Genomic DNA, 23832 nt, shown 5'->3' on the forward strand with positions numbered 1-23832 from the left:
CCAATCGTTAAGACAAAAAGTTTTTGTTCGATCGTCCGGTCTATTATTAGCATACTCGGCTCTATTCTAAATTTTTAGGAGGGGTGATATGACACAGTTTATAGAACAAACTCTCAACCTTGCCCCCTTTAGCTGGGCAGGCCTTGCAGTATGCATGCTGTGTGGTTCGTTAATCGGTATCGAGCGACAAACACGCGGTAAACCGGTAGGTATCAGGACATCGATTCTGATCATCAGCGGTACCTATTTCTTCCTTACGATGGCGATTAGCCTTTCCCCTAACACGCTCGATCAAGCTCGTGTGCTTGGTCAGATCATTACTGGGGTAGGTTTCCTTGGCGCTGGGGTAATGATGACACTGGATGGCAAGATTCATGGTGTCACTTCAGCCGCGATTATCTGGGTGCTCGCTGCATTAGGTATGATGATCGCACTTGGTCACCTTTCGCAATCAGTCATTATCACGCTAATGGCGCTAGTGATTCTGCTTGGTGTCGACAAGGTGGAAAACAGCTTCCAAAGCCTGCGTCGTGGCGTTCACCAAAAGTGGATGCGCAAAGGTCGCGTGAAGAAGTAGCCTCTCACCCTGAATGAGATCTACTAGACACAATTCCTTAGAGACAAAAAAGAAGCCTAGTCAAACGACTAGGCTTTGAGTTTTTACGAAAGCGCTTAATACACCTGAATACACACCCGGTTCTTACCCGCAGCCTTTGCCTTATAGAGCTGCTCATCAGACGAACGAATACTCTGGTTTTCCCACAAGTGCCCAACACTATCGAACTTATACAAAGAGTAAAGCGTCGCGCCGCCAGACACAGAAATACTAATCTTGTCACCCATAGGGCATCGATAACTCTGTAGGCTAATGTCGTTTTGAATTCGCTCAAAGATCGACGAAAGCAACTCTGATGATTCACCCGTAATCGCAACAACAAACTCTTCACCACCAAATCGAGCCACGATATCTTGCTGTCTAACGCTGTTCAGCATCAACTGAGCAACATGACAAATCACCTCGTCCCCCACTTTATGGCCATATTGATCATTAACGACTTTGAAATCATCGATATCAAACACACCAACACCAATAATCGGCTCTTCATCCTGAGCCAGTAATCGAGCTTCAAAACCACGTCGATTCAGCAAGCCAGTTAATGGGTCGCGCATTGCGAGGTCATTTAAACGCTGGTGTTCTTGTCTCGTATAGAAGCGCCATAACCATAAAACCGAGAGCAGATACAAAACCAACAGTATCGAAAGCTGAATCTTCTCCATCTCCAATACATGCAGAAAGTGCTCGCTCTTATCTTCTTCAATACTCAGATATAGCTGGGTGTTAATGTCATCAACATACAGAGGCTTGGAATAGGTAAAATCCATAAACCCGTATTTGTTTGCGCCTCGCGTACTAGTGACTTTATAACCATGGGTAGGATTCGAAACTAGGTTAGAGACATAGCCATCGACACCCAATACTCCTTTGAATTCGCCATTAACGTAGATTCCTTTGGTTAAAGTCACCACTTTCTGACCTGTTAGGTAGTCATCGTATTGGCCGGTATACACCACTTGGTCTTGACCTTGAGCTAAGCCAAAACGAATCGTGTTCACCCAATAAGGCCTGCTATTCACAACCGAATCAAAGGTGTCGCCCTTGATGTAACTGGCAAAGTCAGAAGGCGAAGATATGATGAACTTCTCTTTTGAAATGAAGTAAATCGCAGAGATGGTATCAATGGTATTGGCAAAATAAGCCATGGTCGGCGCGATGAACAAGCGCTTACCCGCTTCGGCATAAAGGTCCGATTTCGGGTTGCACATCTCGCGAGGGCCAGAGAACATAAAATCAAAACGAGGGGCATGTTGCTCCTCACTGGTGAAGTAGCACGTCTCACCTTCGATCTTTTTGTCATGCGAAAATACATAGGTATCCCCATGCAGTGGATAAAGCGCTGTGATGTTGTACTCAAGCGCATTTATGATCTGTGTGAGCTCCGCTAAAGAGCGTGTCACGCCTTGGTTTTCCATTCCATACTGTTTATCTGATTCTTCCGCTGAATCAACGAGCAACAAGCTCAAAACTACTAAAAAACTGGCGGTCAGACCTAAAAAAGCCTTTTTAAAATCGACGGTATGGTGGTTAATCAAAGCATATAAATCATCATTGGGAATTTATCGCACATTGTACTTATAAATCAGAACATCGCAACAACAAATATAAAACAACATGCTTATCAGCAATTTGAGGAGTGTGGTCAGAAATAGAATTGAACGTAATGACGCCTAAACAAAGAGTTTAGGCGTTGATAGGCTAAACGACAGCGTTATTTAGCAAAGTTTACAATCGGGAAGCACGGGAAGAAACCGTTATCAGCACAGTTGATCAGGCCAACTTGTACACCTTCGATTTTGTTGGTTTTGTTGAAGATACCAACCTGAACCGTCGACACTTCTGAAAGGTTCGCAGCGCCAACATCAACCATAGTGTTACCTTCTGAGTAGTTGACGAAACTCACGTTCGCGCCTTTTACATCATTGGTAATGTTCACTGCACCAAGGTTAACACCCGTTGTTTTACCTGTGTTCCAGTTGAAGAAACCTAGAGATGCGCCGGTCATTTCTTGGTTCACTTTTGATGCACCGAAGATACCCAGGTTCACACCTGTTGTTGTTTGCGTCTCAGACATACCAACAACCGCAAGATCGACACCTTTAAGGTCGTTTACTTGTCCGTGAAGCAGAGCTAAACGTACACCGCCAACCGCATCTGAATCAGGTGCGTTGAAGCCGTTGATCGTTGAAAACATAACTGGCGATGAAGCAAATGCCGCTGGTGCCATTACCGCTGCCGACACAGCTAATACTGAAAGTAGTTTTTTCATTGGGGGAGTCTCCACTGACTTATTGTTGACTTGATTAATCCATTTTCAATCAAGTATTTATTATCCTTTATTCAACAGCTATCCATATTAGATCAATGTCATAACTGTACTGTTGAATATAAGCCGCTAAATCATAAAGAGCAATGGTTAAGAGCAGATGCGGGATTCGAGTGACGAGATGCGAAGAGCAAAGAGCAAAGAGCAAAGAGCAAAGAGCAAAGAGCAAAGAGCAAAGAGCAAAGAGCAAAGAGCAAAGAGCAAAGAAGTCTACTGTTCTAGTGATTTGATTAAGGCTCCAAGCATTCGTGAGATTTGAAGTGCTTCAGATTGCCATTGCTCCCCTGCCTCATTGGAAATGAATCCAACTTCAGAGCCTATGTCTGCTTGAGTTGCAAACTCACCAATGGATCCTTTGGCGATTGCAAAGAAATGCTTACGCTCTTTAAGAGACTTTCGCTCACAGCCTTCAGCAATATTGCTAGGTACAGATAAAGCACTGCGAGTAATCTGATCTTTGAAACCATAATCACGACAAGAAACCATCTCCCGGTAAACAGAGATCGACAACAGACGACTGCGCTGCCAAACATCAAGTTTTCTATAAAGCACAATTTCTACCTAAAGACCGAAAACCTAATCATCTCAAAAGTACCCCATTGAAAAGAACCAAAAAAGAACCAAAGTTCAGGACTTCTATCCTTTCATCTTTTCTAATCTCATACCTACTCTAAATTCTTTTCGTAACCCGATAACCCAAATCTGCCTTTCAAGCTCTTCGCATCCCGTTTACCCGAATCCCGTATCTGCCTTCAAGCTCTTCGCATCCCGATTACTCGAATCTCGTATCTGCCTTCAAGCTCTTCGCATCCCGATTACTCGAATCTCGTATCTGCTCTTTAAAAAACAAAAACGGAGACCAAGGTCTCCGTTTTTAAAGCTTATGTATGGCTTTCTCTGTTACGAGAAAGGGGGATGATTACATCATACCGCCCATGCCACCCATACCGCCCATGCCACCCATATCAGGCATTGCAGGGCCAGAATCTTGTGGCTTATCAGTGATCATCGCTTCTGTTGTGATCATAAGACCAGCAACTGATGCTGCGAACTGAAGTGCAGAACGAGTTACCTTAGTTGGATCTAGGATACCCATCGCAATCATGTCGCCGTATTCGCCAGTAGCCGCGTTGTAACCGTAGTTACCTTCGCCAGCACGAACGTTGTTAGCAACCACTGATTCTTCATCACCTGCGTTCTTAGTGATTTGACGGATAGGCGCTTCCATTGCACGTAGTGCAACACGGATACCTACGTTTTGCTCTTCGTTGTCGCCTTCAAGGCCAGCAACTTTAGATGCAGCGCGGATAAGTGCAACACCACCACCAGCAACCACACCTTCTTCAACTGCAGCGCGAGTTGCGTGAAGTGCATCTTCAACACGGTCTTTCTTCTCTTTCATCTCAACTTCAGTCGCAGCGCCCACTTTGATTACTGCAACACCGCCAGCTAGCTTAGCTACGCGCTCTTGAAGTTTCTCTTTGTCGTAGTCAGACGTTGCATCTTCGATTTGTTGACGAATTTGAGAAACACGACCTTGGATCATCATTTCTTCACCCGCACCATCGATGATGGTTGAGTTTTCTTTAGTAATAGTAATGCGCTTAGCTTGACCTAGATCTTCTAGCGTTACTTTCTCAAGGTCTAGACCGATCTCTTCAGAGATAACCGTACCGCCCGTTAGGATAGCGATATCTTGAAGCATTGCTTTACGACGGTCACCGAAACCAGGGGCTTTAACAGCCGCCACTTTCACGATGCCGCGCATGTTGTTCACAACTAGAGTCGCTAGCGCTTCGCCTTCTACATCTTCAGCGATGATTAGAAGTGGACGAGATGCTTTAGCAACCGCTTCTAGAGTCGGAAGAAGTTCACGGATGTTTGATACTTTCTTGTCGATAAGAAGGATGAATGGGCTTTCTAGATCAACAGAACCTGCTTCTTGGTTGTTGATGAAGTAAGGAGATAGATAACCGCGGTCGAACTGCATACCTTCTACTACGTCTAGCTCGTCTTGCAGAGCCTGACCTTCTTCAACTGTGATAACGCCATCACGGCCTACTTTTTCCATCGCTTCAGCAATGATGTTACCGACTGTCGCGTCAGAGTTTGCAGAGATAGTACCTACTTGCGCGATAGCTTTAGTATCTGCACATGGAACAGAAAGGCCTTTTAGCTCTTCAACTGCTGCGATAACCGCTTTGTCGATGCCACGCTTAAGATCCATTGGGTTCATACCAGCAGCAACGGCTTTTAGGCCTTCAGTGATAATTGCTTGAGCAAGAACTGTTGCTGTCGTTGTACCGTCGCCCGCAGCGTCATTCGCTTGCGAGGCCACTTCTTTAACCATTTGTGCGCCCATGTTTTGGAACTTGTCTTCAAGTTCGATTTCACGTGCAACAGAAACACCATCTTTAGTGATCGTTGGTGCGCCAAATGATTTGTCTAGAACAACGTTACGGCCTTTAGGACCTAGCGTTACTTTTACCGCGTCAGCCAGAACGTTTACACCTTCTAGCATTTTAATACGTGCGTCGTTACCAAATTTAACGTCTTTAGCAGCCATCTTTATTTCCTTTAAATTCTTTATTCAGTCAGTTCAGGTTTATGGGTCGGATTACTCAACGATCGCCATGATGTCGTTTTCAGACATGATCAGAACTTCTTTGCCGTCGATTTTTTCAGACTTAGTGCCGTAGCCTTCAGCGAAGATAACAGTGTCGCCAACTTTAACGTCCAATGGTTGTACTGAACCGTTTTCTAGAATGCGGCCTTTGCCAACAGCTAGAATTACACCGCGAGTTGATTTTTCAGCGGCAGAACCAGTTAGAACGATGCCACCAGCAGATTTAGATTCAACTTCTTGGCGCTCAACGATAACTCGGTCGTGTAGAGGACGGATATTCATCGGTCAGATCTCCTGATAATTTCCATTTAATTTGATAGTTGCCACGATTGGCATGGGGTTAAAGAGTATGTTGGGGCGATGTGAAAGATCCCAAGGGGTGAAAGGGAAAAATTGTGATCCAAAGAGCAGATACGAGTAAACGGGATGCGAGATACGAAAAGCAAAAACGCCCCTGCGAGTAATCCTGTGTAACTGTCAGGGATAAAACAAAAGAAGGCTGCATATCTTTTCTCCGCTTTTAGCTCTCGATACTCGTTTACCCGCATCTCGTAACTGCCCCTCTCGCTCTTCGTATCTCGTTTACTCGAATCCCGCTTCTGCTTTTAAGCTCTTCGTATCCCGATTACTCGCATCTCGTATCTGCTCTTTAAGCTATTCCCTTCCCGCCCACATCTGTTTATCCTACGCTTTTGGTTTCTATCGGCGTTTTACATGCAAGATAAGCACGGGCTATTAACCGCCCCTATTGAGAGTACATTACGTACCATGACCATACCGACCATATTCGGTATGGTGGCGATCTTGATGTTTAACCTCGTCGATACCTTCTTTATCTCATTACTGGGCACACAAGCCCTTGCAGCGGTGAGTTTTACTTTCCCTGTCACCTTCGCCATCAACTGCATTACCATGGGCATAGGCATTGGCTTATCGACGTGTATTGGAAGATTGCTGGGCCAAGGTTGCGCGCAAAATGCCGCTCGTTTTACTTGCCACGGTTTACTGCTTGCTGTGCTGCTTGTTGGTTTTGCATCAACACTGGGGCTTATAACGCTAGAGCCTATGTTTACTCTGTTAGGTGCTGAACCTGAGTTACTGCCACTAATATCTGAATACATGACAGTCTGGTATTTAGCCATTCCACTGCTTGTTATTCCAATGGCAGGTAATAGTGCAATACGAGCCAGTGGTGATACTAAAACACCCGCCAAGATTATGATGTTGGCCGGCCTGATTAACGGCATTCTCGATCCCCTATTAATCTTTGGTTACGGCCCCTTCCCTGAATTAGGGATTCAGGGAGCCGCGATTGCTAGTGGCTTCAGTTGGTTTGGTGCATTGTGTGGCTCACTGTATGTATTAACCATACGAGAAAAGCTACTTGCTCCGCCTAAGCTAAAAAACCTCATCGATGACTGGAAACAGATCTTAACCATTGGCACACCCGCAGCCCTTTCCAATGCCCTCAATCCACTTGCTGGCGCCATTATAATGATGATGCTTGCCAAACAAGGAACCGAAGCCGTGGCGGCTTACGGAGCTGCCCAGCGTATTGAATCGATTCTTATCATTGTGTTGATGTCTCTGACCTCTGCCCTTACGCCTTTCATGGCGCAGAACTTTGGCGCAAACAACCCACAACGCAGCTTTAAGGCACTGTTTCTCAGTATGCGTTTTGCGGTGATGTTCCAAGGTTTGATTTTCTTAATGATGGTGCCACTGAGCATTCCTTTGGCCGCCCTGTTCTCTCAAGAAGAATCCGTGCGAGGCATTTTGTGGCATTACTTGCTAGTCGTCCCCTTTAGCTACGGATTTCAAGGCATTGTGATGATGTTGATCAGCGCGATGAATGCGATGCATCAACCACTCAAAGCCTTTCAATGGAGCTTCATGCGCCTGTTTGTATTTACCCTGCCATTTGCTTGGGTGGGCAGCCAACTTGATGGCGTCGAAGGGCTGTTTATAGGCCTAGCACTAGGAAACATAATGGGTGGTATTTCGGGGTATTGCTTTGCACTTCGTGTAAGGGCTAAAGCAGATGAGAAATACGAGTAGCGGGATGCGAAGAGCCTAAAAAAGCAGAGGCGGGATGCGAGATGCGAAAAGATATAAGAGCAGATGAGAGATGCGGATATCGAGATTCGAAGAGCTTTAAGAGCAGATGCGAGATTCGGGTATCGAGATGCGAAGAGCTTGAAAAGCAGGTACGAGATACTAAAGACTAGAAAGAAGGAAGATGACATGGAAGACAGTACTTACAAAATGTTCTATGACGCACCGATTGGCAAGATGATCATTGTGAGTAATGGTGTGTCGCTTATTGAAATTGACCATGTAAATCATGAAGAGCTAATGACTAGCAATCCAGATGAGCTTTGCCAACTGGCGACGAAACAGTTAGATGAATACTTCGCAGGCAAACGTACAAGCTTTGATTTGCCTTTAAAGCCACAAGGTACTGATTTTCAGCTCAAAGCATGGACGGCTTTAACAACCATTCCTTATGGCGAAACCATCAGCTACGGCGAACAAGCAAAGAGAATGGAAAACCCAAAAGCCGTAAGAGCGGTGGGTGGTGCGAACGGCAAGAACCCATTTAGTATTGTTGTACCCTGCCATAGAGTCATCGGCGCAAATGGAACATTAACTGGCTACACCGGCGGCATGAACCGCAAAGAGTGGTTGTTGGATTTTGAGCGTTCGGTTTTAAATAAAAAGAAGCAAACCTTATCTCGCTAGATCAATAATATAAAGTTTCACCATCAAGAAGCGCCGTTGTCATCAGACTAAATATAGTCTACATTTAAACCTCTACATTAAGAGATGATGATAATGTCCACTGAAACGATAAGTTACTTAAAAAAGCACGCGGCTAACCTCGATTTATCTGAGCCTATGACCATTACTCAAAATGGTAAGCCCGCTTATACGATTGAATCTTATGAAGATCGAAAGCGTAGAGATGAAGCTATAGCGCTAATGAAACTATTGTCGTTTTCTATTGATGATGAAAAACATGGCCGAGTAAACTCCAGCTCTCAGGTTCGAGATAAACTGGCAAAGCGTAAACAATCGGTTCAATAATATGACCACCATCGAGTACACAGACACCTTTGAACAATTACTTGATGCTTTAATTAATTACTTAAGTGATTATTCGAGTGAAGTGGCTGTTATTGAACGCATAGAAGCTCTTCTCGACCGATTTGAAGCCTTGGTCTCTGATAACCCTCATGCTGCAAACATTGCCCCTTCTTTACTAGAGCTTGGCGTGAAAAACTTTCGCGAATTTCATCTCGATAGTTTTCGTATTATCTACCGAACGTTACCGTCAGCTCATCCGAAAGAAACGAGAGTAATTGTAGATGTTATCGCATTGCAAAAACAAAACTTAGAACAACTGCTCATTCAACACTGCATACTCTACAAATAACGTTTAGCTCTGCGTATCTCGCATCTGCTCTTAAGCTCTTCGCATCTCGTTTACTCGTATCTCGCATCTATAAAAAAGCCCGCACTTTGAAGTGCGGGCTTTCAAAATCGTTAAAGCTCAACGTGAACCGCTGAGCCAAACAACTATTTAACGATCACATCACCTGACATTTCAGCTGGGATATCAATACCAGATAGAGAAAGCATCGTTGGTGCAAGGTCAGACAGCTTACCGCCTTCTTTGAACTCAACGTCTTTGTTGCCAACGTAGATAAGTGGCACTGGTAGGTTCGTGTGCGCCGTGTGGATGCCGCCCGTTTCTGGGTTTACCATCATTTCCGCGTTACCGTGGTCCGCTGTGATTAGCAGTTGGCCGTCAGCCTCTTTGATTGCTTCAACCACTTTGCCCAAACATTCGTCTAGCGACTCTACCGCTTTAACCGCTGCATCGTAAACGCCCGTATGGCCAACCATGTCACAGTTAGGGAAGTTACAAACGATAGCGTCGTATTTGCCGCCTTTGATTGCTGCAACAAGCTTTTCAGTTAGCTCTGGTGCGCTCATTTCTGGCTGTAGATCGTAAGTTGCTACTTTTGGAGAAGCAACAAGTTGACGCTCTTCGCCTTCGAACTCGTCTTCTTTACCGCCGTTGAAGAAGAAAGTCACGTGCGCGTATTTCTCTGTTTCAGAGATACGTAACTGTGTTTTGCCTTCTTTCGATAGCCATTCACCGTAGGTGTTCTCTAGAGAAGCCGGTGGGAATGCACATAGAAGTGGAATGTCTGCTGCGTATTGAGTCAGCATCACGAAATCGATCGCTGGGAATACGTTACGAGCAAAGCCGTCGAAATCAGGCACGAATGCACGTGTGATTTCACGCGCACGGTCAGCACGGTAGTTCATGAAGATAACCGCATCGCCATCAACGATAGCGGCAGACTCTTCGCCTTCTGCTTTGATTTCAGTTGCTTTAACGAACTCATCGTTTTCGTCACGAGCGTAAGCCGCTTCTAGGCCAGCAACGGCTGTGTCGAATGTGAATTCTGCTTTTGCTTGAGTAAGCAGGTCGTAAGATTCTTGAACGCGATCCCAGTTGTTATCACGGTCCATGGCGTAGTAACGACCAATAAGCGAAGCAACACGGCCTTTACCCAATTTAGCAAATAGTGCTTGGAAACGTGCAAGTGTGTTTTCTGCGCTACGTGGCGGTGTATCACGACCGTCTAGGAAAGCATGTAGGTAGATTTTCTCTGCACCACGCTCTGCTGCCATTTCAACGGCTGCGTAGATGTGGTCTTCATGAGAGTGAACGCCACCTGGAGACATAAGGCCCATGATGTGAACCGCTTTGTCTGCTTTCACCGCTTTGTCGATAGCGTTAACCAGCGTTTCAGTTTGGCCGAACTCGCCGTCTGAAATTGACTTAGTAATACGAGTAAGATCTTGGTATACCACGCGACCCGCACCGATGTTGGTGTGACCCACTTCAGAGTTACCCATTTGACCATCTGGTAGGCCTACATCTAAGCCAGAAGCAGAGATTAGCGTGTTAGGTTGGTTAGCAATAAGACCGTCTAATACTGGTGTTTTAGCGTTCGCGATAGCGTTGTCTTGGTTGTCTTCACGGTAACCGTAACCGTCAAGGATCACTAGAGCCATTGGCTTCTTAGCTGACATAGGACTGACCTCGTTCAATTCAAAATAAATCGGTATAAAAACAAATTAGCGTAATTTTACTACAGTTTACAGTCAAAACTGTAGTGGAAGATCAAGAAAGGGCGCAGGTAGGATGATCGAATATGAAAAAAAGCGTCATTTTAGGAGGGAGTAAAGTAGGGATATGAACACTTATATCCCCACCATCCATATTGAAAAAGCGGAACAACGGTAGCCTCACGGCTCTTCAGTTTAGAAGATTAATTTCAGTGTCATGCTCTTCATCATCGTCCTGTGACTTTAGATCATGCACCGCTGGTTGCTCTATCACTGTGGTTTTGTTGGTAACATATTGAAAGCTAAAATCATCCCACAATATTTGATCCAAACTTTCTTCAATTTCTTGATTAGATGAAATATCTATTATCATGATTACTGCCTCATATCGCTATTAAAGCTCATAGTAATTATGGACAATAAACAGAACATCTTCGAAAGAATTGTGTAAAAAACACGCTAACGGAAGGTCATAATTCACATCACCGAACTCAATATCGGTTCTAGGTTCTAGGTTCTAGGTTCTAGGTTCTAGGTTCTAGGTTCTAGGTTCTAGAAGGAGCTCTTCTTTGTTCTGAGCAGCATTCCAAACCAAATCCCCTACCCCATCTGTCGGCTTAAACCCGGTTGGCGCATCAAGAAGTAGCTGGCGAATCGCATCATGTTGTAAGTTGTGACAAGCAAAATCCAAAGATTCAAGTAGCGTGTCATATTCATTAATCGGTAAGAATACTTCTTGCGCGGTCATGATTCGCTCATGAGCTGTTGGGGATACGTTATCGCCAATCAATAACTCTTCATAGAGCTTCTCACCAGGACGCAGGCCAGAGAATTGGATCTCAATATCACCATGAGGGTTCTCTTCATTCTTAACAGAAAGCCCTGAAAGATTAATCAAGTTTGCTGCAAGGTCTGTGATTTTGACCGATTCACCCATATCAAGAACGAAAACATCACCGCCTTTACCCATAGCGCCCGCCTGAATCACCAATTGCGCCGCTTCAGGGATGGTCATAAAGAAACGGGTAATATCGCGGTGGGTAACAGTGAGTGGGCCACCGGCTTTAATCTGCCTTTTAAACAGAGGAATCACCGAACCAGACGAGCCAAGCACATTGCCAAAGCGAACCATACAGAAACGTGTGCCGTGATCTTTTAGGTTCTCTTGCTCAGCCAAAGCTTGCAAGCCTAATTCCGCCATACGCTTGGTGGTGCCCATCACGTTAGTTGGGCGTACCGCTTTATCTGTCGAGATAAGCACAAAGGATTCAACACCCGCTTCAATCGCCGCTTTAGCCGTATAGTAAGTGCCGTAAACATTATTACGCACACCTTCGACAACGTTATACTCGACAAGAGGAACATGTTTATAAGCCGCGGCATGATAAACCGTCTGCACACCAAAAGACTGCATTGAGGTCAATAAGCGATGTGAGCGCTGTACCGAGCCTAATAGTGGAACGATTTCAACATCGTAACCTTTAGTTTCTTTGACGAGGGAAAGCTCGCGATCAATTTGGTACAAGCCAAACTCAGACACTTCAAACAACACTAATGTTTTAGGTTGTTGTTTAAGAATTTGACGACAAAGTTCAGAACCAATTGAGCCGCCAGCACCGGTCACCATCACCACTTTGCCCTTGATGTTGGCTTCCATCAGAACCTGCTGAGGCGCAACCGCATCACGACCGAGCAAATCTTCAATAGGTACATCGGTAAGCTCATCAATTTTCGCTTTACCTGACACAATATCCGCCATTTCAGGAACGGTTTGAATCTCAACGGGCAGCTGCGCCAGCAAATCCAATACTTGCTTACGGCGAGCACGAGAAGCACTAGGGATCGCGAGCAAGATTTTAGAAACATCGTGCTTCTCAATCAACCTTTCCGCTTTGCCTAATGCAATAACGGGCAAACCCAAAATCATCGTATTGGTGAGCGTTTTGTCTTCATCAATGAACGCGCGTACTCGATAGTTTTCAGACGCTCTTAACGCAACAGCCAATTGTCGGCCGCCTGAGCCCGCACCGTAAATCAGTACTTCTTGACGTGAATCTTTCGATGTCGTCGCGACAAGATTGCGAACCACTAAACGAGAGCCACCACACAACAAAGCTAAATAAGCACCGTAAATAATAGGCACAGTACGAGGGACTGGTTCTTGCAAATAATACGCAAAAAGAGCCAAAGAGATTGCCGACAATATTGCGCCTGCCGTTACCACAAACAGCGCTTGAAAGGTGAGATACCTAAGTACTGCGCGATAAAGCCCTAATTTAGTAAAAATAAGCACCGTCATTATTACTGTTAAGCCTGTCAGTAATAAGTTGTCGCCATCATTCAAAAATTGGAAATCGCCTAGCCTTGTCCACAGCGCAATGTGCAGAGCAAATATAATGAGTAAAGCATCAATAGAAACACTGATAACCCGCTTTTTAAAACGAGAAAGGTGCCATATGAAGTTTAGACGTTGCATAAAGTTATTCTTATTTATGAGTATTTAATAAACCACAAAGACTGCATGAGTGGGATGTGTTGAACATTATTTAAATTCGCAAAGAGAACTTGCAAAAGATAACCCGAACATTTAATTCGCGCATTAATTTGTTATTGATATAAAAGCCCCAACAGTTCGACAACTTTCAGCTATTAGGGTATTTGTGACAGCTTAAGAAAAGAGCTTAAACTAACTGACATCTCATATATTGGAAACTTAAGCCAGTAAGCCAGTAAGCCAGTAAGCCAGTAAGCCAGTAAGCCAGTAAGCCAGTAAGCCAGTAATATTGAGACCAAAGATGCTGAAAGAAAAAGCTCTTTTTTACTTGTGAGGATGATTAAGCTTGTGCTTCAAGTAAAACAGCACGCAGCACTTCCGCCGTTTTCTCAACCTCGCTCTGCGTTAAGGTTGGGTGCACTAGAAACATTAAGCTGGTTTCACCTAACTGAACTGCGTTCTTTAATGGTGTTTCTGGCCTGAAGCTTGTGCCATCAAATGCTTTTTCTAAATAAACCTCAGAACAACTGCCTTGATATACAGGCACACCTTGCTCAACAATCGCATCAACAATTTTATCGCGAGTCCAACCTGGTTTTAGATGCTCAGGGCGAATAAACATATAATGCTTATATTCGGCATGTTCAATGTATTCAGGAATATCCACACTGCGAACAATTGGAAGATCAGCCATCGCCGCTTCAATCACAGCTGCGTTTGCTTGACGCTTTTGCGTCCAATCAGCCATGCGTTGAATTTGGATACGACCAATAACGGCTTGCATTTCTGTCATGCGCCAGTTGGTACCAAAGCTTTCATGAAGCCAACGGAAACCCGGTGCGTGCTCGCGGTTGTAAATGGCATCAAAGCTTTTACCATGATCCTTATAAGACCACATAAACGACCATAGATCTTTATCGTTGGTGGTTACCATGCCGCCTTCGCCGCCCGTGGTCATGATCTTGTCTTGGCAGAAAGACCAAGCACCAATATGACCAATCGTACCGACACTGCGACCTTTGTATTTCGCACCGTGCGCCTGAGCACAATCTTCAATAACCTTAAAGCCGTGCTGTTCAGAGAGCGCCATAATTGCATCCATCTCGGCAGGCATACCCGCTAGGTGAACAACAATCACGACTTTGGTTTTTGGCGTAAGTACCGCTTGTATCGATTCAGCAGTAATGTTTTGACTGTTTAGATCAACATCGGCAAATACAGGTGTCGCACCAGCCGTTACAATTGACGAAGCCGATGCTAAGAAAGTACGAGATGTGGTGATCACTTCATCACCTTGACCAACCCCAAATGCTTTCAGTGCAACATCTAACGCTAGCGTACCGTTACCCAGAGCTACTGCATATTCACAGCCAACCCAAGCCCCAAACTCTTTTTCGAATTCACGCCCTTCTTGACCCGTCCAATAGTTTACTTTATTTGAAAGTACAACCTTACTTACGGCATCCGCTTCTTCTTGAGTGAATGAAGGCCATGGGGATAAGTTAGTATTTAGCATCTTAATTCAACTCCAAAATCATATTATTGAGTATTTTAAAGTCAACCTTTCCACCATTTTTGCGTGGAATGTTTTTAATGTTAATTGACTGAATAACATTAATATTTAATTTAAACTTTTTAGCAAGATTGCGCTTCACCTCGTCAAAATCATGATTTTCACCTTCGAAGCAAATAAATAACTTATCATCACTTCCTGTACTGACAGCATTAATTGAGTTTACTGATAACCAATAATCTATCGAGTCTAAGCCAATACGAAGTCCAAATAGTTTAATAAATCTTTTTGCCCGCCCTGTAACAAAAAAATAACCATCTTCATCGAAATACCCTAAATCACCAGTTTTTAACAGTCCTTTCTGCTCATCAGCTAAAGCTAGATCTTTAGTAGTTTCAGCATACCCCAACATGACGTTTGCACCACGATAAACAATTTCACCTTCTACATGCGGTGAATATACTCTCTTTCCAGTAGAGTCGATCAAATACAACTCTCCTTCTGGTATGGCTATACCTATTGAGCCAACTTTAGAGGCGAGCTCTTGAGGTGGAACATAACTAATCCGTGGAGATGCCTCTGTTTGCCCATACATAACCACAAACCTCTGTTTAAGAGCTGAACACTCTGCTAAGAAGTACTCTATTGTTTCACTATCAAGCTTTCCGCCTGCTTGAGTAATATAACGAATACTAGATGTATCAAACCTTGTGTATTTAAGCCTTTTTAGCATTTGAAATACATAAGGTACTCCTGCAAACGATGTAACAGAATAATTTTGAATTTTAGCCCAAAAATCTCTGGTTATAACGCCGAAGTCATTAAGCACAATTGTAGCTCGGGCTAATAAATGAGAGTTGATAATCGACAGCCCATAGGAGTAACTCATTGGAAGTGTGGTAATAGCCACCTCAGAATCACTAATACCTAAATAATCTACAATTGAACGAGCATTAGATGCCAAATTATTGTAAGACAGCCTTACTAATTTAGGTGAACCAGTAGTGCCAGAAGTTGAGATCATCATAGCAAGATCAGGGTAGAGTTCAAAAACCTCACTATGTAGAACTTGTATATTACCGAATTTAACAAGAATGTTAGGATTGTATTGCATTAGAAGTGTATCTAATAAGCCTTGTTCAATTTTTAAGTCTATTAACAAAAAGGGTTGTTTTGCATACAAACAAGATAAATATGAAACTAAACTTACATATGTATTATCTACCAATAAAAAAACAAAAGATCTGGTTTTTGGCAACTTTTTAGAAAAGTCCTGAATGTCTTTCTGTAATTGTTCATACGTTATCTTACAGTCACTTTCAGTAATCACCGCTGTATTATTGCTGACAGAATCATCAAGATTCCAGAAATTAGAAGTCATATTATCATCTCCAGCCCTAGATTAGCATTCCACCATCAACACCTATAACTTGTCCCGTTACATAGCTAGATAAGTCAGATGCTAAGAACACAGCAACATTAGCAATTTCTTCTGCCTGACCTATGCGTTGCATAGCAATAGACTCGACGCGCTCATTAAATTTATCTTCGGTTAATGAACAGGCCATATCCGTTTTAATAAAGCCAGGGGCAATAGCATTGACCCTTATGTTGTTATTTGCCAATTCCTTAGCCAAGGATTTTGTTATCCCAATAACTGCGGCTTTAGAACCACCATAAACAGCTTGCCCAACATTACCATTAGTACCGATGATAGAAGCTAAGTTAATAATGCTACCAGCTTTGTTCCGAGTCATTAACCGGGAAGCATATTGCGCTGTATACAAGTTTGAAAACGTATTAATTGCAAAAGTACTCTGAATCTGCTGTTCTGTAACCATGCCTATTAAAGCATCATCTAAAATACCAGCATTATTAACCAATATGTCCAGTCGTTTCGTTTTTTTTATTAGCGCACGAAATGCTATTTTTACCTCGTTAGCATTTGCGACATCAAAACAAAGTGCTTCAACATCGTAGCCTTTCGACATTAAGTCATCGCACAATTTATTAACCTTCGAAATATCACGACCATTAATAAATACTTTAGCGCCTTCCTCACAAAAACGTTTAACCGTCGCTGTACCGATGCCACGAGTAGCACCAGTTACTAGTGCTACTTTATCTTTTAAAATCATGACTTACCTTATAAATCTATTTTCAACCACAGAATATTTAGCGCGTTCAGAGATTATTAACTTATCCCCGGCTGACTTTCTCACAGCCGTGTGTGAGTCAATTATATTTTGATTACCAATAGAGACTCCTGGGAAAATGGTTGAACGAGTACCTAAGAATGTTTGAGCGCCAACCTTTGCATTTCCATTGAGTGCAGCATATGGAGATATAACACAATGTTCACCTACTTGAGCCTCATGACCCACACTGGCATGGACATTGATAGAGACATTAGCCCCTACATTAGCTGTCGCATTAATGATGGAGAATGGACATACTATGGTACCTTCACCAACAGACGCCGACTTTGCTACTATCGCTGTTGGATGGATATATGTAAAAAAATCAGCACCGCGTTCTTTTAAAGATAAATAAATGGATTGCCGATAATTCACGCTACCAATGGCAATTATAAAAACATCACAAGAGCTTACAATGTACTTATCTAAAGTTCCAAGGTAGTCGATAGGACAATAATCACCTAGATCTTTATCATCAATAACACCTTTAATTTGGATACAAGGAATAACGCCTGATACTATATCTTTTTTTATATAGTCAAGCAGCTCAATGAAATAACCACCACCACCAACAAAAACTAAATTTTTCAATCGTTATCCTTATTACACAAAGTCAATTGATCGAGTCATACTTTGGAGCAGATCATACCCATCCCATAATGTACTAAAATCGAGCGCCTTTCCAGCAGGTACAACTCTATCAGGGTATATACCATGATTAATAAAATCACATTTCAAGTCATCGATACAAAAACCAATATAACTAATTGTTTGTACTTTTCTATCAACTAGTGATGTCAGTTCTGAAATATGGTTCAAGCTTACTTCGATAAATAATCCTGAACCACAATGCAACTCTCGAACAGAGTTATGAACACTTATCTTCGGTAAAGATATTCGCGTAAGCATCTCATTTTGATGTATAAAATCACATTGTGAAACTAGGGCTGAAATATGACATGACGCTACTACTTTATTCGCAATATCGGCAGGCTCAATATCCTTTGCAAACAATAAACTAGCTCTATCTGAAACTGCAGTCCAAAATCGGTCTATTGTCTCTTGCTGTCCATTACTATTGATCCAAGCAACAGTACGTGGTGACGAACAGCCTTGCTGCCCAAACCAATAGCTATCATTTACAAAGTCAATTACGTTTTTGTTGAATACCTCATCTGTAAATGAGGATAAACTTTCAGCATCAATTAAGCACACTGAATATTTATTGGCGAACTTAATTTCAGTAGCGGTAGGTTTCATAGAGAAGGAAGAAATCTTATTAACCGTATCATCTCCTCCCCAAACTACTCGAAGATCTATATCACTACATAGATCTTTAGTAATTTTATCAGAGTGCGGATAACTGACAATGCACAAATAGTTTTTTAAAGAAGAAAACTTATCCTTTGATAACTGGCTAGAAAGCATATCAACTAAAATATCCCGTTGTACAGACTGCTTAGAGGATACACGTACGACATTTTTATTACCCAATAGTAATGATATGAACAAGGAATAAATAAATATAGTATCAACGTTAGAAGGCGCAAAATGTATTACGTTACCAACTGGTACCTTTACAACTCCACCGCACTTTCGAATAAAGTTTTTTTCCAGCCTTACGATATTTGATTTTCGCATCCAGAATGCTAAAGACACTATGTCTGGGTATATTTTTAGTTTGGTATTACTTAGAAGCTCTTTGGAAAATTCATCCACAAATTGCTTAATTAGCGTAGAGAAAATAGGGAGATTATTATTAAAAATAAAAAAATTGGATATATTTTCATCAGGTGGTGTCAGTATACTGATATTTTCTTCATCAGATAAATATTTATTTTTAACTGTCATGGGTATCACTACATCCTCTTATTTCGGCTTTTGGTAATCGCCCCGTAACCGCGAAATACTTACCCTTGCGCCCACAATCACAATTATCTTCACCAATCAAATAACCTAAATCTTCAGTTAATAAGCGATGGCCCGGGTAACTTCGTGGGATAATAGATTCAACGACAATAACACCTGTCTCTTTTATTCCGACTGGCTCAAGCGTACGGCGATCTAAAAACTTAATATCAGCAAAGTTTGGACAATGGAGATGCCCTTTCTCACACTCAACATAAATCGAACCCACTTGTTCGACCATACCGTAAAAGTTGTGAACTCGCTTAATACCGCAATATTTTAATAGTTCAGCTTTATATGTCTTATTATCGACTGCTTGATCCTGTAATTTTTTCCAACCACCACTATGAACTATGACAGCATTTGCTAAATCTAACGTTCGATTTTTTTCTTTCAGTCTCTGTAAAAAATACTGCCAAATCATAAATGTGAAGCCAAATATTAAAATCTCTTGATCTTGATATTTCGAAATAAATGACTCAATAGCATCAAAGTTAATACTCATATCATTATTTAATGCATAAGTATGAAAACGCCCGAAATTTGATAAGCCAAGAATTCCAGCTCCCCTTGCTGAAAAGTTAGCGCGATCTTTCACCACACTCGGATGATCTATAATCAACATTGGTAAGCGTTGTTTACCTATAAAAGACTGCATAATATGGACTAAAACTTTAGTCTGCAGCTGTGCTGTTGATTTATCCAAATTGATTCTGGATACCACCTGAGAAGTTGTACCCGATGAAGTAAGCACTTTAAACAATTCATCTTTAGGTACACTTTTCAAATCAAGAAGCTTAAATAGACGAACTGGAAGCAAATAATTTGAAATACCAGATGCTTGAATTATATTGTTATACTCTGAACAATTTTCAAAGTGATAATTATCAAGCTCAGATAATGCTTCAGCTAAAACACAGTGCTTGTCCTCTTTATTAAGTGTATAAGGGCCATCAAGTTCAAGTAAGTCATTAATATTGTACATGTTTATAAACCTAAATTAAATACAAGTGATAGTTAATTCAACTACCACTATGTAATTTAAAACTCTACGTCATGAGTAGTAAGAATTTCTCGGGCTTTACCAACAGAACTCATATCAATTATTTGATCAGTATCTAACATAACATCAAAAACACCTTCCAACTCAGCAACTAAAGTCATATGAGCTATCGAATCCCACTCTTCGATGCTATTGTATTTTAAATCATCATTAATCACGTTTTTTGAAACACCTAACGCAGTCATAAACGCTTCTTGCAACTTTAAATTATTATTCATGTTTTTTTCCTTGATTAATAACACCTGAGCTACCTTTAAACTCAGACATTGTAGCCTCCCCGACAGCAGAGATACCTTCTTTTATAAAAACTTTTTTTACTGTTAAAATCAATATCTTAATATCTAACCATGTGGATTTATTTTCAACATACCAAATATCATAATCAAACTTTTGTTCCCAACTAATAGCGTTACGTCCATTGACCTGTGCCCAACCAGTAATGCCAGGACGTACATTATGTCGTGTGGCTTGACGAACATTATATAGCGGCAAATATTGCATTAAAAGTGGCCTTGGTCCAACTAAACTCATGTCACCTTTTAATACATTCCAAAGGCCTGGTAATTCATCTAAGCTAGAACTGCGAAGTTTCTCACCAAATAACGTCATCCTTTCGGAGTCTGGTAACAAACAACCATTCGCATCCATCGAACCCTTCATTGTTCGAAATTTGATCAATTCAAAAGGCTTACCGTTAAGTCCAGGCCTCTTTTGTTTGAATAAGACCGGAGAACCAAACTCTTTTTTAACAAAAAGATATATCACGATAATAATAGGACTAAAGAACACTAATGCTAAAAAAGATATTATGACATCAAAAATTCGTTTCACGATTTATTACCTCTTGCTAGAAAAAAGATTAAACCTGTTAAATACAATTTCATCAAAAACTTTTCTCAACTGGAGGTTTACGGTTTACTATATTATCAATTTCTAACAATGTTTCTAGTAATTCTTCCATATGCTCTAACTTCAACATGTTAGGGCCATCGCATAAAGCATTATCAGGGTCAGGATGGGTTTCCATGAATAGGCCGTCAATACCGACAGCGACAGCTGCTCTAGCTATCGCAGGGACGTGATATCTGTTCCCGCCCGTAGAGCCTTTTAACACTCCTGGCATTTGAACGCTGTGGGTTGCATCCATGATGACTTTACAACCTGATTCTTTCATTATTGTCAACCCTGGCATGTAGTTTATAAGTTGGCCAAATCCGAAGCTCGTTCCTCTATCACACAACCAAATATCATCATTTCCTACGGCTTTACATTTTTCAACAACAGGGAACATATCGGAAGGATGCATCCACTGACCTTTCTTAATATTCACAGGCTTACCAAGAGAAGCTACAGTTTCAATAAAATCAGTTTGGCGAACCAAAAAAGCAGGAGTCTGTAATACGTCGACGACAGACGCGACTTCATCGAGGCCTTCACGCTCATGGACATCTGTTAGCACTCTAACACCAAGCTCCTTTTTAGCTTTTTGTAGTATTTTTAGTCCACTTTCCATGCCAGGTCCGGTGAATGATCTATTAGATGAACGGTTCGCTTTTATAAATGAAGACTTTGCTATATATTCTATACCATACTTACTACAGACATCTTGCAAATAACCAAAGGTATCCATAACCAAACTTTCAGATTCAATAACACACGGTCCAGCGATTAAAAACATAACTTACTCCAATTAAATATCTAAATATCAAACACATTCAAAATATCTTTAGCTACGACATCATACTCTAAATTTTTACTGAAATATTTCATGACATTTTGGTTTTTTTGTTCCAATTGATCAATACCATCGATTATCCCAAGCAATGATTCGACATCTCCTGGTTTATAATTCAAACCCAAATCATTTTTGATAACAATGTCGTAGAGGTCCCCCTGCATTGAATTTAAAATTGGTAGGCCATACATAAGATATGTAAGCGCCTTGTAGGAAAATGATGCATTGGTTTCATCTTTGAAACCATTGAAACCCAGTTGGCATTTAGATGCAATATTCTTTAGTTTTTGGTCGTCATAGACTAAACCGTAATAAACATAATCCACGTTTTTAGAATTAAGTTGAAAGATAAGATCATCTAAAACATCCCCCCCCCCAACAAGATGTAACTTAACTTTCCGTTGAGAAATAGCAATAGAATCAACTAGCGTATAAAAATCGTATAACTGTCCAATATTACCTACATATAATATATTAATCACATTCGATTCAAAATCTAATTTAGCAAAGTCAGAATGAGTACCAAGGCTAATTTGTCTTTTTAATCCTCGTTCTGGGACTAATTCAAGAAATGTGCTAGACAATGATATAACACAATCCGCATACCTATAAGAAAAGGCATTAATTTTATGCCAAATAAAGGTACCTAATCTAAATACCCTCCCTTTTGGAAAAGGAAGAGAGTCAGGCCAGAAATCAACAACATCTATAATTAGTTTGCTTCTATTCACGATTCCAACAAAAAGAGCAAAAATAACAAAAGGAGATGTTACATACACTGAATCAAATTTACTTCGATTATTAAAATACCAAATCATAAAGCTTATAGATAATAAAATATGAGAGAAAAAACGAGAAATACCAGTGTTACTATAATACCTCATCGTCTTTATTGCTCTTATATCTAATTCAGAATACACCACCTGTTTTTTCATAGCATGCGAAAAGTCGCTAGTTAGTGTAAAAACATTACATCCCGAAGACGAAAGGACATCTCTAATCATAGCAGGTCTATTGGTTTTTGCCTCAAGATCAAAAAAAGGCGCTACTATCAATACATTCAATTTCTATTCCTTTTACGACTTGTGGTAAATATAGCCATAAGTCCATAAACTAATAAAGTAGACAACGAAGCGGCTAACGCTCCAAACTCTGGAATGAAGTAGTAATTTAGCAACAAATTCAAAATAGCAAAAGATGAAGAAAATAAAACCACGCTACCACCATTCCCGCTAGATATTTTTTTGTTAACGTTTAACATATATATAAACATAAATGACATCGCAATTGAATTTATGTATAAAATATATTTAACATCTCCAGAATATTTTGGATAGACAATTTCGAATATATATGTTAAGCAATATGCAAAAAATATAAAAGATGGAACAGATAACAATTTAATTGTAGATATTTTGCGTTCATGCGCTTTATCTTTGGTTAATATAAACTTAATGAAAACCACTTCAAATAGTATCGATACCAAATTTAGTAAATTAGTAAACTGAGTAGCTAGCGTATATTTAATCAACTCATAATCCGAAGATAAAGCTGAAACCATCAGCCTATCTGAGTTTATTATGATATACATCCCCAAGCTGTGAGGTAGATATTTAACAGCTTCAGTGAAAATAACTTTTCCGCTATATTTAATTCTAAATCTTGGGAATATAAAAATCAAAGATATAACTGAAAAAATAAGTTGCACATATATTATGTCAATAATTTCCAGATCGAAGAAAAGCAAAGATATAAGTAACATTTTTGGAACTAATATTAAGTAAACAGCTCTTTTAACAAGAAAAGAATTAATAATATTATTAATATTCCATGTAGCACTAAATGCTGTAACTATCGACTGAATAAATAGTATGTGATAATAGCCAGAGGGTAAAGAAAAAACCTCCATACTAAAAATGATACACGCAATTAAAGATATAGGTAAAGATGAGATAAACAATAACTTTGAAATATCAAAGAAACAATCTCGATATTCGTCACCATATTTAGAATATAGCTCCTTTAAATAAACACCAGAACCGATGCTGTAAAAAATGCTCAACACCAAAACCAATGAAATATATTCGACATAAATGGAAAACTCTCTCTCCGTATAGTTGTTGGATATCATATAGATAACTAAAAACTGGAGTATTTTTTCCAAACCTATTATCAATGTATTTACAAATATATTGAAACGCATCT

24 protein-coding genes are annotated in these 23832 nt (G+C 40.9%); 5 read left to right on the forward strand and 19 right to left on the reverse strand.

The window, feature by feature from the left end; translation table 11 throughout:
* Positions 1-88 precede the first annotated feature (88 nt).
* Positions 89-577 (forward strand): MgtC/SapB family protein, encoded by a 489-nt coding sequence (locus tag MSG36_RS15890; protein WP_048607785.1) that lies wholly within the window; start codon positions 89-91, stop codon positions 575-577.
* Positions 578-672: 95 nt separating this feature from the next.
* Here the strand turns inward: MSG36_RS15890 and MSG36_RS15895 are convergent, their stop codons facing one another.
* From MSG36_RS15895 to MSG36_RS15915, 5 genes are all read right to left on the reverse strand, one after another.
* On the reverse strand, positions 673-2151 hold the full coding sequence (locus MSG36_RS15895) for a sensor domain-containing diguanylate cyclase (RefSeq protein WP_248368724.1): 1479 nt from the start codon (positions 2149-2151) through the stop codon (positions 673-675).
* A gap of 176 nt (positions 2152-2327) precedes the next feature.
* A complete protein-coding gene (locus MSG36_RS15900; RefSeq protein WP_017068001.1) occupies positions 2328-2885 on the reverse strand; it encodes a hypothetical protein in 558 nt (185 codons plus the stop codon).
* Between the two features lie 267 nt (positions 2886-3152).
* Positions 3153-3494 carry a four helix bundle protein gene (locus MSG36_RS15905; RefSeq protein WP_050619811.1) on the reverse strand — a complete coding sequence of 114 codons (342 nt, stop codon included), beginning with the start codon at positions 3492-3494 and terminating at the stop codon, positions 3153-3155.
* 367 nt (positions 3495-3861) lie between these two features.
* Positions 3862-5508, reverse strand: a complete 1647-nt coding sequence (groL, locus tag MSG36_RS15910; protein ID WP_081230126.1) for a chaperonin GroEL — start codon at positions 5506-5508, stop codon at positions 3862-3864.
* A gap of 51 nt (positions 5509-5559) precedes the next feature.
* The gene (locus tag MSG36_RS15915; protein ID WP_004741353.1) at positions 5560-5850 is read right to left on the reverse strand and encodes a co-chaperone GroES; all 291 of its coding nucleotides are present in this window, start codon (positions 5848-5850) and stop codon (positions 5560-5562) included.
* Positions 5851-6282: 432 nt separating this feature from the next.
* Between MSG36_RS15915 and MSG36_RS15920 the strand changes: the two genes are divergently transcribed.
* From MSG36_RS15920 to MSG36_RS15935, 4 genes are all read left to right on the forward strand, one after another.
* The gene (locus MSG36_RS15920; RefSeq protein ID WP_248368725.1) at positions 6283-7626 is read left to right on the forward strand and encodes an MATE family efflux transporter; all 1344 of its coding nucleotides are present in this window, start codon (positions 6283-6285) and stop codon (positions 7624-7626) included.
* A 186-nt stretch (positions 7627-7812) separates the two neighbouring features.
* Complete coding sequence (locus MSG36_RS15925) at positions 7813-8310, forward strand: methylated-DNA--[protein]-cysteine S-methyltransferase (RefSeq protein ID WP_248368727.1); 498 nt, start codon at positions 7813-7815, stop codon at positions 8308-8310.
* Between the two features lie 93 nt (positions 8311-8403).
* The gene (locus MSG36_RS15930; protein WP_248368728.1) at positions 8404-8655 is read left to right on the forward strand and encodes a type II toxin-antitoxin system Phd/YefM family antitoxin; all 252 of its coding nucleotides are present in this window, start codon (positions 8404-8406) and stop codon (positions 8653-8655) included.
* A gap of 1 nt (position 8656) precedes the next feature.
* Entirely contained in the window at positions 8657-9004 is a 348-nt protein-coding gene (locus MSG36_RS15935) for a type II toxin-antitoxin system RelE/ParE family toxin (RefSeq protein WP_123962210.1), read from the forward strand.
* A 143-nt stretch (positions 9005-9147) separates the two neighbouring features.
* Here the strand turns inward: MSG36_RS15935 and gpmM are convergent, their stop codons facing one another.
* The 14 genes from gpmM to MSG36_RS16005 all read right to left on the reverse strand — a co-directional run bounded on the left by gpmM (position 9148) and on the right by MSG36_RS16005 (position 23830).
* Positions 9148-10680, reverse strand: coding sequence for a 2,3-bisphosphoglycerate-independent phosphoglycerate mutase (gpmM, locus tag MSG36_RS15940; RefSeq protein ID WP_248368729.1), 1533 nt, complete (start codon positions 10678-10680; stop codon positions 9148-9150).
* A gap of 226 nt (positions 10681-10906) precedes the next feature.
* Complete coding sequence (locus tag MSG36_RS15945) at positions 10907-11089, reverse strand: hypothetical protein (RefSeq protein ID WP_017063154.1); 183 nt, start codon at positions 11087-11089, stop codon at positions 10907-10909.
* Positions 11090-11254: 165 nt separating this feature from the next.
* Positions 11255-13192 carry a nucleoside-diphosphate sugar epimerase/dehydratase gene (locus tag MSG36_RS15950; RefSeq protein WP_248368730.1) on the reverse strand — a complete coding sequence of 646 codons (1938 nt, stop codon included), beginning with the start codon at positions 13190-13192 and terminating at the stop codon, positions 11255-11257.
* 358 nt (positions 13193-13550) lie between these two features.
* Positions 13551-14726 carry a DegT/DnrJ/EryC1/StrS aminotransferase family protein gene (locus MSG36_RS15955; RefSeq protein ID WP_248368732.1) on the reverse strand — a complete coding sequence of 392 codons (1176 nt, stop codon included), beginning with the start codon at positions 14724-14726 and terminating at the stop codon, positions 13551-13553.
* A gap of 1 nt (position 14727) precedes the next feature.
* Positions 14728-16104, reverse strand: a complete 1377-nt coding sequence (locus MSG36_RS15960; RefSeq protein ID WP_248368734.1) for an AMP-binding protein — start codon at positions 16102-16104, stop codon at positions 14728-14730.
* Positions 16105-16120: 16 nt separating this feature from the next.
* The gene (locus tag MSG36_RS15965; protein WP_248368736.1) at positions 16121-16861 is read right to left on the reverse strand and encodes an SDR family NAD(P)-dependent oxidoreductase; all 741 of its coding nucleotides are present in this window, start codon (positions 16859-16861) and stop codon (positions 16121-16123) included.
* 3 nt (positions 16862-16864) lie between these two features.
* Entirely contained in the window at positions 16865-17512 is a 648-nt protein-coding gene (locus tag MSG36_RS15970) for an acetyltransferase (protein ID WP_248368737.1), read from the reverse strand.
* Positions 17513-17524: 12 nt separating this feature from the next.
* Positions 17525-18772 (reverse strand): acyl-CoA reductase, encoded by a 1248-nt coding sequence (locus MSG36_RS15975; RefSeq protein ID WP_248368738.1) that lies wholly within the window; start codon positions 18770-18772, stop codon positions 17525-17527.
* The gene (locus MSG36_RS15980; RefSeq protein ID WP_248368740.1) at positions 18762-19814 is read right to left on the reverse strand and encodes an acyl-protein synthetase; all 1053 of its coding nucleotides are present in this window, start codon (positions 19812-19814) and stop codon (positions 18762-18764) included. The genes MSG36_RS15975 and MSG36_RS15980 overlap by 11 nt, the downstream gene beginning before the upstream one ends.
* 56 nt (positions 19815-19870) lie before the next feature.
* Entirely contained in the window at positions 19871-20110 is a 240-nt protein-coding gene (locus MSG36_RS15985) for a phosphopantetheine-binding protein (protein ID WP_248368742.1), read from the reverse strand.
* Positions 20103-20723, reverse strand: a complete 621-nt coding sequence (locus MSG36_RS15990; RefSeq protein ID WP_348983456.1) for a sugar transferase — start codon at positions 20721-20723, stop codon at positions 20103-20105. Before MSG36_RS15990 ends, MSG36_RS15985 begins: the two co-directional genes overlap by 8 nt.
* Positions 20724-20775: 52 nt before the next feature.
* Positions 20776-21570 carry a 3-deoxy-8-phosphooctulonate synthase gene (kdsA, locus tag MSG36_RS15995; protein ID WP_248368744.1) on the reverse strand — a complete coding sequence of 265 codons (795 nt, stop codon included), beginning with the start codon at positions 21568-21570 and terminating at the stop codon, positions 20776-20778.
* A 20-nt stretch (positions 21571-21590) separates the two neighbouring features.
* Entirely contained in the window at positions 21591-22691 is a 1101-nt protein-coding gene (locus MSG36_RS16000) for a hypothetical protein (RefSeq protein ID WP_248368746.1), read from the reverse strand.
* On the reverse strand, positions 22688-23830 hold the full coding sequence (locus tag MSG36_RS16005; protein ID WP_248368748.1) for a polysaccharide biosynthesis C-terminal domain-containing protein: 1143 nt from the start codon (positions 23828-23830) through the stop codon (positions 22688-22690). The genes MSG36_RS16000 and MSG36_RS16005 overlap by 4 nt, the downstream gene beginning before the upstream one ends.
* Between the last annotated feature and the right edge of the window lie 2 nt (positions 23831-23832).

The sequence above is a fragment of the Vibrio sp. 1CM8B genome (genome assembly GCF_023161685.1).
GTDB lineage: Bacteria > Pseudomonadota > Gammaproteobacteria > Enterobacterales > Vibrionaceae > Vibrio > Vibrio coralliirubri.